Annotated in this window: 14 protein-coding genes and 1 riboswitch; of the genes, 7 read left to right on the forward strand and 7 right to left on the reverse strand. The window is 47.1% G+C overall.

Annotated elements, in window-relative coordinates; all coding sequences use genetic code 11:
- Nucleotides 1-2: 2 nt before the first annotated feature.
- On the forward strand, nucleotides 3-1,076 hold the full coding sequence (gene rlmN / locus Q7C19_RS12965) for a dual-specificity RNA methyltransferase RlmN (protein ID WP_023469793.1): 1,074 nt from the start codon (nucleotides 3-5) through the stop codon (nucleotides 1,074-1,076).
- 63 nt (nucleotides 1,077-1,139) lie between these two features.
- A complete protein-coding gene (locus Q7C19_RS12970; RefSeq protein WP_035411845.1) occupies nucleotides 1,140-2,576 on the forward strand; it encodes a DEAD/DEAH box helicase in 1,437 nt (478 codons plus the stop codon).
- 21 nt (nucleotides 2,577-2,597) lie between these two features.
- Here the strand turns inward: Q7C19_RS12970 and Q7C19_RS12975 are convergent, their stop codons facing one another.
- The 5 genes from Q7C19_RS12975 to Q7C19_RS12995 all read right to left on the reverse strand — a co-directional run bounded on the left by Q7C19_RS12975 (nucleotide 2,598) and on the right by Q7C19_RS12995 (nucleotide 6,591).
- On the reverse strand, nucleotides 2,598-3,914 hold the full coding sequence (locus Q7C19_RS12975; protein ID WP_375092301.1) for an NAD(FAD)-utilizing dehydrogenase: 1,317 nt from the start codon (nucleotides 3,912-3,914) through the stop codon (nucleotides 2,598-2,600).
- Between the two features lie 76 nt (nucleotides 3,915-3,990).
- Nucleotides 3,991-4,626 (reverse strand): nitroreductase family protein, encoded by a 636-nt coding sequence (locus Q7C19_RS12980; RefSeq protein WP_023469790.1) that lies wholly within the window; start codon nucleotides 4,624-4,626, stop codon nucleotides 3,991-3,993.
- Nucleotides 4,627-4,678: 52 nt separating this feature from the next.
- Nucleotides 4,679-5,314 (reverse strand): nitroreductase family protein, encoded by a 636-nt coding sequence (locus tag Q7C19_RS12985; protein WP_035411851.1) that lies wholly within the window; start codon nucleotides 5,312-5,314, stop codon nucleotides 4,679-4,681.
- A 1-nt stretch (nucleotide 5,315) separates the two neighbouring features.
- Complete coding sequence (locus Q7C19_RS12990) at nucleotides 5,316-5,771, reverse strand: MarR family winged helix-turn-helix transcriptional regulator (RefSeq protein ID WP_035411854.1); 456 nt, start codon at nucleotides 5,769-5,771, stop codon at nucleotides 5,316-5,318.
- Between the two features lie 154 nt (nucleotides 5,772-5,925).
- On the reverse strand, nucleotides 5,926-6,591 hold the full coding sequence (locus Q7C19_RS12995; protein WP_035411857.1) for a YczE/YyaS/YitT family protein: 666 nt from the start codon (nucleotides 6,589-6,591) through the stop codon (nucleotides 5,926-5,928).
- 153 nt (nucleotides 6,592-6,744) lie between these two features.
- Here Q7C19_RS12995 and Q7C19_RS13000 point away from each other — a divergent pair, with 153 nt between their 5' ends.
- The 5 genes from Q7C19_RS13000 to Q7C19_RS13020 all read left to right on the forward strand — a co-directional run bounded on the left by Q7C19_RS13000 (nucleotide 6,745) and on the right by Q7C19_RS13020 (nucleotide 11,195).
- On the forward strand, nucleotides 6,745-7,530 hold the full coding sequence (locus Q7C19_RS13000; RefSeq protein WP_081780432.1) for a DUF817 domain-containing protein: 786 nt from the start codon (nucleotides 6,745-6,747) through the stop codon (nucleotides 7,528-7,530).
- A gap of 193 nt (nucleotides 7,531-7,723) precedes the next feature.
- Nucleotides 7,724-8,362 carry a DUF975 family protein gene (locus tag Q7C19_RS13005; RefSeq protein WP_035411859.1) on the forward strand — a complete coding sequence of 213 codons (639 nt, stop codon included), beginning with the start codon at nucleotides 7,724-7,726 and terminating at the stop codon, nucleotides 8,360-8,362.
- 110 nt (nucleotides 8,363-8,472) lie between these two features.
- Nucleotides 8,473-8,575, forward strand: a riboswitch (SAM riboswitch).
- Between the two features lie 74 nt (nucleotides 8,576-8,649).
- The gene (locus Q7C19_RS13010; protein ID WP_035411862.1) at nucleotides 8,650-9,708 is read left to right on the forward strand and encodes an LLM class flavin-dependent oxidoreductase; all 1,059 of its coding nucleotides are present in this window, start codon (nucleotides 8,650-8,652) and stop codon (nucleotides 9,706-9,708) included.
- On the forward strand, nucleotides 9,705-10,652 hold the full coding sequence (locus tag Q7C19_RS13015; RefSeq protein ID WP_375092302.1) for an ATP-grasp domain-containing protein: 948 nt from the start codon (nucleotides 9,705-9,707) through the stop codon (nucleotides 10,650-10,652). Before Q7C19_RS13010 ends, Q7C19_RS13015 begins: the two co-directional genes overlap by 4 nt.
- 75 nt (nucleotides 10,653-10,727) lie before the next feature.
- Complete coding sequence (locus Q7C19_RS13020) at nucleotides 10,728-11,195, forward strand: SRPBCC family protein (protein ID WP_035411867.1); 468 nt, start codon at nucleotides 10,728-10,730, stop codon at nucleotides 11,193-11,195.
- 283 nt (nucleotides 11,196-11,478) lie between these two features.
- Here Q7C19_RS13020 and Q7C19_RS13025 read toward each other — a convergent pair whose 3' ends face one another.
- Both Q7C19_RS13025 and Q7C19_RS13030 read right to left on the reverse strand, forming a co-directional pair.
- Nucleotides 11,479-11,802: an NUDIX domain-containing protein gene (locus Q7C19_RS13025; RefSeq protein ID WP_312067175.1), complete on the reverse strand. Its 324-nt coding sequence runs from the start codon at nucleotides 11,800-11,802 to the stop codon at nucleotides 11,479-11,481.
- 65 nt (nucleotides 11,803-11,867) lie between these two features.
- Nucleotides 11,868-13,490: an ABC-F family ATP-binding cassette domain-containing protein gene (locus Q7C19_RS13030; RefSeq protein WP_035411871.1), complete on the reverse strand. Its 1,623-nt coding sequence runs from the start codon at nucleotides 13,488-13,490 to the stop codon at nucleotides 11,868-11,870.
- Between the last annotated feature and the right edge of the window lie 5 nt (nucleotides 13,491-13,495).

Genomic DNA, 13,495 nt, shown 5'->3' on the forward strand with positions numbered 1-13,495 from the left:
AAATGAATAAACCATCCATTTATGGATTAACGCTTGAACAGATGACAGAATGGTTATCGAATCAAGGGCACAAACCATTCCGTGCCAAACAAGTATGGGATTGGCTCTACCGTAAACGTGTCACGACTTTCGCGGAAATGACGAATGTCAACAAGGATTGCCTTGAGTTGTTAGATCAGAGTTTTACGATTGACTCGATGACAGAAGCGGTCAAGCAAGAATCAGCAGACGGAACAATCAAGTTCCTCTTCAAATTATATGATGGCAACTTGATCGAAACGGTTTTGATGCGTCATAAATACGGTCTTTCTGTCTGTGTTACGACACAGGTTGGCTGTAACATCGGCTGTAGCTTCTGTGCAAGTGGTCTCATCAAGAAGAGCCGCGACTTGTCAGCAGGCGAAATCGTTGAGCAGATCATGAACGTTCAACATCACCTCGATGCAGTCGGAAACGAAGAACGTGTCAGCCACGTCGTCGTCATGGGTATCGGTGAACCGTTCGATAACTTCGACAACATGGTCGACTTCTTGAACGTCATCAAGGACCACAATGGTCTTGCAATCGGTGCGCGTCACATCACGGTTTCAACAAGTGGTTTGGCAGACAAGATCTACAAGTTCGCTGACTTAAAACTCCAAGTCAACTTAGCTATCTCGCTTCACGCACCAAACAATGAATTGCGTACGCAAATCATGAAAATCAACCGGGCGATTCCGCTTGAGAAATTGATGCCAGCAATCGATTATTACGTTCAAACAACGAACCGTAAAATCACGATCGAGTATATCTTGCTTCGTGGCGTCAACGACCAAAAAGAACACGCGGTCGAACTCGCGAAATTGTTTGAAGACAAACGTCACCTGACGTATGTCAACTTGATTCCGTACAACCCAGTCGATGAGCACGGTCAATATCAACGCAGTACGTCTGAAGATATCACGACGTTCTACGATACGTTGAAGAAGAACGGCTTGAACTGTGGTGTTCGTCTTGAGCACGGAACAGATATCGATGCTGCGTGTGGTCAATTACGTAGTAAGCAAATCAAAAAAGATAAAGTAGCATCCAAATAATTCGTTGGGCTTCTCATCGTTTCGGTGGGAAGCTTTTTTTACGATAAGAAATGAGGACATCCTATGACACGTATACGATTCAATGATTTTAACTTAAGCACACCGATTCTCGACTCGATCGAGCAACTCGGCTACACGGCACCAACCGAAGTCCAGCAATCGGTCATTCCCGTCGTATTATCTGGAAAAGACGTCATCGTCAAATCACGCACAGGAAGTGGGAAGACGGCTTCCTTCGCAATCCCCCTTTGTGAACTCGTCGAGTGGGAAGAAAACAAACCACAAGTCTTAGTCTTGACGCCAACACGTGAGCTTGCTTTGCAGGTCAAAGAAGACATCATGAACATCGGACGCTATAAGCGGATCAAAGCGACGGCCGTCTTCGGCAAGCAACCGTTCCGTGGACAAGTCACGGAACTCAAACAAAAGACACACGTCGTCGTCGGTACACCGGGACGTGTACGCGATCATATCGAGCGGGGCACGCTATCGCTTGAGAAAATCCGTTACGTCGTCTTGGATGAAGCCGATGAAATGCTGAATATGGGCTTCCTCGATCAAGTCGACGCCATCTTGTCCGAGTTACCAAAAGATCGGATGACACTCTTATTCTCTGCGACCTTCCCGGAAGATATCGCACAGTTGAGCAATCGTTACATGGATGCACCGAAACGAATCGAAGCGGGTGAAACCGTCGTCTCAACGATTACGCATAGTTATATTCCGGTGACGGATAAGACGAAATTCGCGATTCTAAAAGATGTCCTCGTCGCTGAAAACCCGGATCGCTGTATGATTTTCTGTCGGACGAAAGAACATGTCGATTTCGTTGCGAATGGTCTCCGTGCACATGACTATCCGGTTGAAGCGATTCACGGAGGAATGGAACAAGACGATCGACTCGATGCGATGAAGGCGTTCCGTGCCGGTAAATTCCGGATTCTCGTTGCAACAGACGTCGCAGCACGCGGTATCGATATTGAGAACATCACGCATGTCATCCAGTATGATCTCCCTGTCGAACGAGAAAGCTACGTTCACCGGACCGGTCGGACGGGTCGTGCAGGAGCAACTGGACAAGCAATTAGTCTCGTCACACCAGCAGACGAACGTCGCCTGAAGGAAATCGAGCAATATCACGGGAAGCTGACACGCCGCCAAGCACCGACGGAAAAGGACTTGATGCGGACAGCGGATGCGTTCGAAGAGAAAATGGCGACGGCAGATACGCGTTCGTCGAAAACGGAACAGCTCGATGCCGACATCATGAAGTTGTTCTTTAACGGCGGAAAGAAAAAGAAACTTCGTGCCGTCGACTTCGTTGGAACGATCGCGAAGATTGAAGGCGTCACAGCAGACGATATCGGGATCATCTCGATTCAGGATACGTTGACGTATGTCGATATCCTGAACGGCAAAGGTCCGCTTGTCTTACGAGCGATGAAGACGACGAAAGTCAAAGGGAAACAATTGAAGGTATATGAAGCATTCAAGAAGTAAAACAAGCCGGTCCATCTCCGCTTAGGCGAAGAGGGACCGGCTTGTTTGCGTCAAAGCATGTCCGAGATGAAGTCCGCTAGCGGCTGCTTGGGCAAGAGAGTGCGTTGCACCAGAGCAATCACCGATCGCATAGACACCGGAGCATGTCGTCTCAAATGTTTCTGACGTCTCAAGCATCGGTGCGTAAAACTTACCATCTAGTCCATAAAGTAACGTATCTGCTGGAAGTTCCGTCTCAAGGAGTCGCTCGAGGCGTTTTAAAAAACCTTCCAAGACGAGGAGGTCTTCCACAGGTACTTCCGCGTGTAAATCTCCAGGGGAAGCAGCTAGCGAAGGGATGATTCCGTTATGAAGCAATTGATCCGTTGTTGTCGCTCGCGATTTTCGAAAGTCACTGAGGCGCTGGACAACGATGCGATCCTGTCCTTGATTGATTCCTCCGATAACGCGTGTGGCGTATGCATTGGCTTGTGCTAACGTCGAAAAATAACGCGGGAGAAATAGTGTAAAGTTCAAATTCGTTGATCCATCTGCCGTCTCATGGACGTTTTGACCGTCCGGCATGACGAGTCCTTCTTGATATTTGCGGATGATCCGTCCGCATGGATTCATGCAATAGGTGACGGCTTTACCATAAGGTGAGTCGTAACCGAGCTTTGTCTCGAACGTCTCCTGTAGTAATGTTCGAAATAGTGCCTCATCCGTCTCGACCCGCACTCCGAGATCAAGTCGGATCCGCTGTGGGATGACACCAAGCGTCGCTAACTGTTGCAACGTAAAGTCTGCACCGGAACGACCCGTCGCGAACACGATCCGTCGACTTACGAAGGTTTCGTCCGCTGTTTTAATCGTAAACGCCTCCGACTTCGTGATCTGTTCGATCGTCGTTTCGAAACGAGCATCGAGTCGTGGCAATAAAGCATCCTCAAACGCCGTGAAGACGCCAACTGTCCGTGCTGTGCCTAAATGACGGACGGTCGTCTCGACCGTATGGAGACCAGCACGACGGGCGCGAATTGCGACAGCAGGTGAATGCGTCGAGTAGGTCTCGATCATATCGGCACCGTATGTACATAAAAGATTATCGACTTCTTGGAACAGTCGTCGTGTCGTCTCTTCACCGATTTTTGAGACGAGCTCTCCGCCGAATCCCATCGCATAATTGAATTTTCCTTCTGATTTTCCAAGCCCTGCAAATCCAAGATACGCATCTTCTACTGTTCGCTTGCGGATTGGTTTTCCGGCATCGAGCAGTAAGACGCATTGCCCATCTTCAACGAGCTGATGAGCAAGGAAGATTCCCGCTACACCGGCTCCGATAATCGTCACATCATACATTACAGACGCCTCCTTTTCTCTGAGTATACAAAAAAGCCGGATTCCTATAAAAGGAATCCGGACTGAGTGAGATCGCTTATTTCCATTCTGCGATGTCAGCGATTGGTAGACGAACCGATGGGTATCCTGCATCTACTGCTTTACCGATTGAAAGCAACATGACTGGGAGGTAACGCTCTTTTTCAAGACCGAATGCTTCCGCGATTTGATCTTTTTCGTAACCGCCGATTGGGTTTGTGTCGTAACCGTGCGCACGAGCGACGAGCATCAATTGCATCGAAACGAGACCTGAGTCGATCAAGATGCTGTCACGTAATGTTTCAACGTCTTCTGGACGGTAGAAACCTTTGATGGCTGGTACTTGGCGATCGCGTACTTCTTGTGGCATGAGACCTTTTTCAACAGCCATATCGTAGATTGTCTCGATGCTATCGACCGCGTTCATGTCACCGAAGACAGCGATGACAGCAGAAGATGTCTCGACTTGGACTTGGTTGAATTTCGCGAGTGGTGCAAGTGTTGCTTTTCCTTCTTCGCTATCGATGACGAGGAAACGCCATGGTTGCATGTTGACGGAAGAAGGTGCAAGTGTTGCTTCTTCAAGGATTTGTGTCATTTCTTCTTTTGAAATTTTCACGTTCGTGTCGTAGTTACGAATCGAGCGACGTCCTTTAACGATTTCCATGAAGTCCGTTGTTGTTTGAGTAGTCATAATTATTCAATCTCCCTTGTGTATGTTTTTTCTTTTTTGTGGTGTGAAAAACTTATTTCCAGTCTGCGATGTCGTTGATCGGTAGGCGAACCGATGGATATCCTGCATCTACTGCTTTACCGATTGAAAGCAACATGACTGGGAGGTAACGCTCTTTTTCAAGACCGAATGCTTCTGCGATTTGATCTTTCTCGTAACCACCGATTGGGTTCGTATCATATCCGTGCGCACGAGCGACGAGCATCAATTGCATCGAAACGAGACCTGAGTCGATCAAGATGCTATCTTTCAAATCGTTTGCTGAGATACTGCTGTACATGCCTTGGATCGCAGGTACTTGGCGATCGCGTACTTCTTGTGGCATGAGCCCTTTCGCAACAGCTGTGTCGTAGATGTTTTCGAGTTGATCGACTGCGTTCATGTCACCGAAGACAGCGATGACAGCAGAAGATGTCTCGACTTGGACTTGGTTGAATTTCGCGAGTGGTGCAAGTGTTGCTTTTCCTTCTTCGCTATCGATGACGAGGAAACGCCATGGTTGCATGTTGACGGAAGAAGGTGCAAGTGTTGCTTCTTCAAGGATTTGTGTCATTTCTTCTTTTGAAATTTTCACGTTCGTGTCGTAGTTACGAATCGAGCGACGTCCTTTAACGATTTCCATGAAGTCTGTTTGAGTTTGCGTTGCCATATTAAATCGACTCCTCTTTTAGTTTAGGTAATGCGTCAGCGTTTGCTTCGATGCGCTGAATCATCTCAGCTAACGTCCGTTGTTCTTCAGCAGAGAATCCTTCGAGTAGATCCTCGAGAAACTCATCTTTTTGTTCGCGTAATTGAGCGATGCGCGTCGCCCCTTGTTCCGTTAAAGAAACAAGAATCACCCGATTGTCAGCAGCTGAACGCTCGCGAGCAATCATCCCGGTCGATTCCAGGTGCTTGAGATGACGGGTCACTGCCGCATGATCCACATTGACGCGTTTTTGTAACTCTTTTTGGCTAATCGTTTGATCGACTTGTAGTTGAGCGAGTAGATCCATTCGAGTCTGACTAAAACCATCCGTACAGAGATCGAATTTTTGAGCAATCGTCTTATTGACAGAAACGAGTGCATAGATCAATCGTCCTTTTTCAGTGCAGGAGATACTCAATCCATCACATCCTTCCCTTCGTTCGAAGAAACCTTTGACGTATCAAAGATTGATATGTAAACGAATATAACGTGTTTAATTTGATGACGCAACTTATTTGCTTTTAACATAAAAAGAGATATCATTCACGCGGAATGATATCGAGTCAGGCGACTTAGCTAATTTGGCGTTTAGACGCTGGAATTCCTTTTGCATCGATCGCTGCAATGATCCGACGGAAATAGAACAACCAAAATTGTAGGAATGGTCCGATTAAGAAAATCGAGAGGATTGTACCGAAGAAAACAGGACCACCGAGCAACCAGCCAATGCCGCATGCCGTGACCTCCATGATCGTCCGCATCAGACGAATCGACGTTCCAAATCGCTCTGCAAGTGTCAGCGTCAACCCATCGCGTGGACCGGCTCCATATCCGACAGCAACATAAAGACCTGCCCCCATGCCGATGATGAAGATGCCGAAAATCAACCAGATCGTATTCAACCAGATCGACTCAAAAGAGGGTAAGAGATGAGAATTAAGGACAAGATTCATGAAGACACCGACGAAAATCGCGTTGACGAGTGTTCCAATTTGTGGTGTGACGCGGTCTAATGTGTACTTAACGAACACGAGTAATAGACCAACGAGCAAAATAATCGTTCCGACGGACAGTGGTGTTTTCTTTTGGAGACCAAGATGCAATACATCCCACGTCGAGACACCGAGTTCAGCAGTGATCATCATCGATGAGCCGAGAGCGAGTAAAAATAAACCGAGTAGGAAGAGTCCCCACTTTAACGTAGCGCGTAATAACCAGGAAGCACGATGACGCGTCATGTCTAACACCTCATTTCTTAAAAATAATTGATTCGTTAACTGTATCATGAGGAAAGTAGAAGAAGAAAGACGAAATTTTCCGTTTTTTCCATCTTAAGAAGGAGGGGAAGGTCGAAAGAGAAACGTATACTGAAGAAAAAAGGAGATGACAGGATGAAAGCGATCCGACACCTGATTCGTTTTACATACATAGAAGCCGTCTGTTGCGTCTTTCCCGTCATGATTTTCGCAGCGCTTGCTCTTTCACGTTATCTTCCTGCTGAACCGATCGCTCGATACGATCTCCTGTTGCTATGGTGTCTTCTCGTCCAAATCGTCTTACTTGTCACGCGTTATGAAACGCTGGAAGAGTTCAAACTGATCTTACTCTTTCACGTGATTGGTCTAGCACTTGAACTGTTCAAAGTGAACGTTGGGTCTTGGAGTTATCCGGAACAGGCTCTAACGAAAGTGGCTGGTGTTCCCTTGTATGCAGGATTCATGTATGCAAGTGTCGCAAGTTATGTCTGTCAAGCGTTCCGAAGATTTCATTTACGCTTCACAGCATTCCCACCACCTTGGCTTGCGATCAGCGTAGGCAGTCTCGTCTATCTCAACTTCTTCACCCACCACTGGATCTTCGATGCACGCTGGCTATTGATGGTCCTCGTCGTCCTTGTCTTCTATAAGTCATGGGTTCATTTTACGATCGAGCAGACGATCTACCGGATGCCGCTCGTCCTGTCTTTTTTACTGATCGCGTTCTTTATTTGGATCGCTGAGAATATCGTGACGTTCTTTAAAGGGTGGGTCTATCCGCATCAGGAAAGAGGATGGGAAGTCGTTGATCTCGGAAAATTGTCTTCTTGGTTCCTGCTTGTGATCATCACGGTCCTGATCGTCATCGTCGCGAAATACAAGCAACGGGATCCGGCTGTGGAGATATATCAGCATACATAGACGAAAAACATGACATTTCGTTTGCGATGAAGCGCTTCGATGTTCAACGCTCGTTCTAACATGTGGACGACAACTTGAGCGTGCTTGGCTCAACCAGCAACGAGACGGGAAATTATTGAAAAAAGAGTGAAACATTAGAAGTTTTAAGCCGTAGAGTAAGGTGAGAACTTATTTTTCAAGGAGGACCTTACTCATGTCATCTCAATTAAAGAAAGCAGCGAAGGAGTCGCTCAGCGGTCGTTGGGGATTTGCAGTCCTAGCTTTTCTGCTGTTTAGTATTATTCAGGGTGTTCCTAATTTATTTGGATCGGATATCGATGAGCCGTCTAGTAGTATAGATCTCGTTGTATCATTGGTGTCGATTTTATTGATTCCAGTAGGAGTCGGTTGGACATGGATTGCCATGTCGATTGCTCGTGGCGAAGAAACGAAAGTGACGGATTTGTTTGAGCCATATGGTATGTTCCTGAAAGTGGTGGGGCTGGCCATTGTTCAATTCATCTTTATCGCGCTCTGGACGTTACTCTTAATCATCCCTGGTATCATCAAGTCATTCTCTTACTTGTTGACGTACTACATCCTTCGGGATGAGCCGTCAATCGGTATTCTCGAGGCAATCACGCGTTCACGTCAACTCATGGATGGTCATAAAATGGAAGCATTTTTACTCTTCCTATCATTCATTGGTTGGGCGTTGCTTGTCATCGTTACGCTTGGTCTTGCTGTCCTATGGGTCGGACCATACTTCAGTGTCACGCTTGCCAAATTCTACGATCGTATTCGTGGGGAGCAGGCGCCAGAGCAGACATCAGATTTCGTCGCACCATACTAATTCCGAATCCCGACACTACGTCGGGATTTTTCTTTAGGGGTAAATCCGATAGGAAAAGACGGTTTAATGGTTGCTTTAGTTCAATGAATTCTGTACGATGAATGCAACACATCTTATCTAGAGAAGTCGAGGGACTGGCCCGAAGACACTTCAGCAACCCCGCTATGGCGGAAGGTGCTACTTCCAGGAAGGAATACCTTCTGAAGATAAGAGCGGACAGGACAAGATACCGTCGCTCTTTTCGAACTTCGAAAAGAGCGTTTTTTTATGATAAGGGGGACGATGGAGTGGAGTATGGTTTTTGGTTACCGATTTTTGGGGGATGGTTACGTAACGTCGAGGATGAACAGATGCCAGCGACATTCGATTATGCGAAACAAGTCGCACAAACAGCTGAACGCATCGGCTTCTCGACGACGTTAATTGCGGAATTGAACTTGAACGATATCAAAGGCATCAAGGAACCGAGTCTTGAGGCATGGACAACGGCAGCGGCGATTGCTGCAACAACAGAACGTCTTGAAATCATGACAGCGGTTCGTCCCGGGTTCCATAATCCGGCGACGACGGCGAAGATGGCGGCAAACATCGATCAGTTGAGTGGAGGACGATTTACGCTCAATGTCGTCTCGGCCTGGTGGGCAGAAGAAGCAAAACAATACAACGGTATTTTTACTGCACACGATGAACGCTATGCCCGAACGGAAGAGTTCGTCACGGTCATGAAAGGACTATGGGCAGATGCGTCACCGTACAGCTTCTCCGGCAATCACTATACGATCGAACAGGCAGAACTCCATCCGAAACCCGTCCAGCGTCCGGGAATTAAGCTCTACGCTGGTGGAGAGAGTGAAGCCGGAAAACGGACGATCGTCGAACATTGTGATGCCTACGTCATGCATGGAGGCACTGTTGAAGAAGTAGCTCATAAAATCAATGACATGAAAATACGCCGGGAAGCGACGGGACACGCACCGCTTGAGAGCTTCGGTCTTGCTGCCTACATCATTTGCCGGGATACGGAAGAAGAAGCGCTTCTTGAGTGGCAACGCATCACGGACGTCAAGGAAGACAGCGCCGGTTATGCCGGTTATCAAGATTTCATCAGTAAATCGCAACTCGAACAACAGGTCGAGCGAAATGATTATTCCGTCTCGAACCGTGGTCTGCGACCGAACTTGATCGGAACACCAGAACAGATTGCCGAACGGATTCTAGCGTTCGAAGCCGTTGGTGTCACGTTGCTCTTGTTACAATTCTCACCACAACTCGAAGAAATGGAACGCTTTGCCCGTGACGTAATGCCACTGGTCGAAGCGAAACGAAAGGTAGGTCAACAATCATGACAAAAATTCATATTCTCCACGAAAACCAAGAATGGACGGATCATCTCATCAAACGTCTCGACGAACTCAAGTTGCCGTACGAGCAGTGGCACTTGAATGAAGGAATCGTACCGTTAGATGAACTGCCGCCAGAAGGTGTCTTTTACAGTCGTATGAGTGCGTCTTCGCATACGCGGGGGCATCGTTATGCGCCAGAGTTGACGGAAGGGGTCCTCGCTTGGTTAGAAGAGCATGACCGGACTGTCTTTAACGGAACGCGTGCGCTCCGTCTTGAAGTCAGCAAAGTCAATCAATACACGGCATTGCGTAAGGCTGGGATTCGTGTACCAAAGACAACAGCTGCTGTCGGACGTGATCAAATCGTACAAGCAGCAAAAGAAATCGGTGTTTCGTCATTCATCACGAAACATAACCGTGCCGGGAAAGGTCTCGGCGTCCAGTTATTCCATTCGATTGAAGCACTTGAAGCTTATCTCGATGGTTCGACATTCGACGAACCAGTCGATGGCATCACGTTGATTCAAGAGTACATCCAAGCACCAGAACCGTACATCACGCGGTGTGAGTTCGTGGGTGGAAAATTCGTCTATGCGGTCCGAGTCGATACGTCGGAAGGATTCGAACTTTGCCCAGCTGATGCGTGTGTGATTGATGACTTGTTTTGCCCAGTTGGTGAAGAAGCGCCGCAAACACCGATGAAGTTCCAAATCGTTGAAGGCTTCGATGATCCAATCATTGAAAAGTACGAAGCGTTCCTCCAAGCGAACCAGATCGCGGTCGCAGGTATCGAGTTCATTAAGGATGCGTCAGGTACGATCTATACGTATGATGTCAATACGAATACGAACTATAATTCCGATGCCGAAGCTGCTGCAGGACGCTACGGCATGCTTGAACTGGCGAAGTTCCTCGGAGCTGCTCTTGAAACAAGCACAGTAAAATAAGAATCTGCTCCCGCCCTGTCACCGGACGTTACAAGACCGGATGACAGGGTATTTGTATAGAAAGGGGGCGGATCTATGATTACGTGGAGAGAAGAACGACAGCTCGATATCCCGATTGAGGAAGCATGGCACTTGTTTGATCACACGCGGCTGCAACGTCTGATTCCGAACGTCGTCCAGCATGAGGTGATTGAACGAAAACCGGGTGTCGTCGGTTCGACGTATCGTCAAACGTACATGCAGGGCAACCGACTCGAAACCTACATCGTGACCGATTTAGCCTATACGAATGAGCCGGACTTTAAACAAAATACGATTGGATTCACGTTAGCTAAAATATTTAAGATTGAGATGACGTTTACGCTCAAACCACTTGGACACGCTCGTTGTCTGTTGATTTATACAGGAAAAAATGAAGGGGCAAACTTCGTTGGGAAAAGTCTCTTGTCACTCGGTGGCGAACGAGAAAACGAGAAAATTGTTCAGGCCTTGTTGCAACGTGTCGAAGAAGAGGCAGCGAAACAAAAGAAGAACAATGCATGAAAAAACGGATTCCCGCGCCTGAGAATCCGTTTTTTCATATCTTATCGATTCGTATACGATTTGTGACCACTCGGTAAAACGGATAGGCAGTCGACACCTTGATAACGTTCTCGTTTTCTATCGCTGGATCGAGCGATTTTGGATTATCAAAAAGCTTAGTTACCGACTACTATTTTTAAGTATAAATACGGTTATTAAATTTTCATTTAATCCAAAGATTATATCGTTACGATAGTCGACGCAAACGAGAAATCTGTGAATCATCTTGAAGCTCCTTTAATGGTCAAAACCGAACAGCTCGTAATTCTTGTTGATCAAGCGATAGTTCAGGATCGATCCCGAGTCGAGGTTCAGGACTATCTAAGACACGGCGAACGAGAAAACATGTCTCTGTTCCTTGATCCATTGAAATCTCGTAAAGTTTCCGTTCGACCGTGACGTGAAGATGCGTTTCTTCTAACACTTCTCGCACGACGGCATGCTCTTTAGTTTCACCGTTCTCGACACCTCCGCCGGGTAACGTCCAAAATGTCCGGGAAGGGGTATGTAACTCGACCATTAGAATCTGTTGCTCTTCAATCAACGCAGCGCATACGCGATGTCGCATATCGCATTCCTCCTTCAACGTGTTCAAAAAAGAGACCGAAACGACAGTTCCGGTCTCTTTTAAAATCATTGTGCGTATAACGCTGTTAATTGCTGTTGGATCGTATCGTTGTTCAAATACTCATCGTATGTCGTTTCTTTATCGACGATACCGTTTGGTGTCAACTCGATGATGCGGTTCGCGATCGTTTCGACGAACTGGTGGTCATGCGAGCTGAAGAGCATTGCGCCTTTATAAGCGATCAAACCATCGTTGAGTGCCGTGATCGATTCGAGATCCAAGTGGTTCGTTGGATCGTCGAGTACAAGGACGTTAGCACCACTGAGCATCGCTTTTGAAAGCATACAACGGACTTTTTCGCCCCCGGATAAGACAGATGCTTTTTTCATGACTTCTTCTCCTGAGAAGAGCATCCGACCGAGGAATCCACGGAGGAACGTATCGCTCTCATCTGCCGGTGAATACTGACGGAGCCAATCGAGGATCGTCTTATCCGAGCCTTCGAAGAATTCCGAGTTATCTTTCGGCAAGTATGATTGGGAAGTCGTGACGCCCCATTTGAATGTACCGCTGTCCGGTTCCATCTCACCCATAAGGATTTTGAATAGTGTCGTGATCGCGATATCGCTCTGGCTGATGAACGCGACTTTATCCGTCTTGTTCAACGAGAAGCGGACATTATCAAGGACTTTGACGCCATCGATCGTCTTCGAGAGACCATCGACCATCAAGAGATCATTTCCGATTTCGCGTTCTGGCGTAAAGCCAACGAACGGATAACGACGTGATGATGGACGAATGTCGTCGAGTGTGATTTTATCAAGCAATTTCTTCCGTGACGTCGCTTGTTTCGCTTTCGAAGCGTTTGAGCTGAAACGTGCGATGAAGGCTTGAAGTTCTTTAATCTTCTCTTCTTTTTTCTTGTTTTGGTCACTTGCCATACGCGAAGCAAGCTGACTTGATTCATACCAGAAATCATAGTTTCCGATATACAGTTGGATCTTACCGTAATCAAGATCCGCCATGTGCGTACAGACGTTGTTCAAGAAGTGACGGTCGTGGGAAATGACGATGACCGTGTTTTCGAATCCGATCAAGAATTCTTCAAGCCATTTGACAGCTTTCAGGTCGAGTCCGTTTGTCGGCTCATCGAGTAAAAGAATGTCAGGTTTACCGAACAATGCTTGGGCAAGCAAGACTTTAACTTTTTCAGATCCTGTCAGCTCAGCCATCGTTTTCGAGTGAAGGTCTTCCTTGATGCCAAGTCCTTGTAGAAGCATCGCTGCTTCCGACTCCGCTTCCCAACCGTTCATTTCAGCGAATTCACCTTCGAGTTCAGCAGCACGCATGCCGTCCTCATCTGAAAAATCTTCTTTCATATAAATCGCATCTTTTTCTTTCATGACTTCATAGAGACGTTTGTGTCCCATCATGACTGTTTCGATGACTTGGAATTCTTCGTATTCGTAATGGTTCTGGCGAAGGACGCCTAAGCGTTCGCCTGGTGTGATGATGACATCGCCTTGTTGTGCTTCAATGTCACCAGCGAGAATTTTCAAGAACGTTGATTTACCGGCACCGTTCGCACCGATCAGACCGTAACAGTTACCTGGCGTGAACTTGATGTTAACGTCTTCGAATAATTTTCGGTCCGCAAAGCGAAGACCGACGTTTTGTACTGTAATCATATAGA

This window comes from Exiguobacterium sp. PHA03, from assembly GCF_041945985.1.
Taxonomy (GTDB): Bacteria; Bacillota; Bacilli; order Exiguobacteriales; family Exiguobacteriaceae; genus Exiguobacterium_A.